This window comes from Roseateles sp. P5_B10 (genome assembly GCF_056400485.1).
The window spans coordinates 1-513 of record NZ_JBFULE010001786.1; the positions used below are offsets into that span (position 1 = coordinate 1).

The 513-nt window shown below is 64.0% G+C and carries 1 protein-coding gene; it reads right to left on the minus strand.

The features are described from left to right. Positions 1-513, minus strand: a 513-nt coding sequence (locus tag AC1DU6_RS35910; protein ID WP_477863438.1) for an ATP-binding cassette domain-containing protein, incomplete at both ends; no start/stop codon positions are given.

The following is a 513-nucleotide window of genomic DNA, read 5'->3' on the forward strand; positions in this document are numbered from 1 at the left end:
CGCTCATGGTGAGCGCTTCGCCCTGATCATGCGTCACGAACAGGATCGTGCTGCCGATCGTCTGATGCAGATCGCGAATCTCGATCTGAATCGATTCGCGCAGCCGGCGGTCGAGCGCGCTGAGCGGTTCGTCCATCAGCACGACCTTCGGCCGCATCACGATGGCGCGCGCRATGGCGACGCGCTGCTGCTGWCCGCCGGACATTTCCGACGGCGATTTGTTCGCATGATCCGACAGGCGCATAATTTCCAGCGTCTCGGCCACGCGCCGCTCGGTGGTGGCGCGATCGACGCCGGCCATACGCAACGGGAACGCGACATTCTGCGTCACCGTCATGTTGGGGAACAGCGCATAGCTCTGGAACACCATGCCGAATCCGCGCTTATGCGTGGGCACGTTGTGCACCGGCCTGCCGTCCACGAGAATCTCGCCGCCGTCGAGGTTCTGGAAGCCGGCCAGCAGGTTCAGCAATGTGGTCTTGCCGCTGCCGGACGGGCCGAGCAGCGTGATGA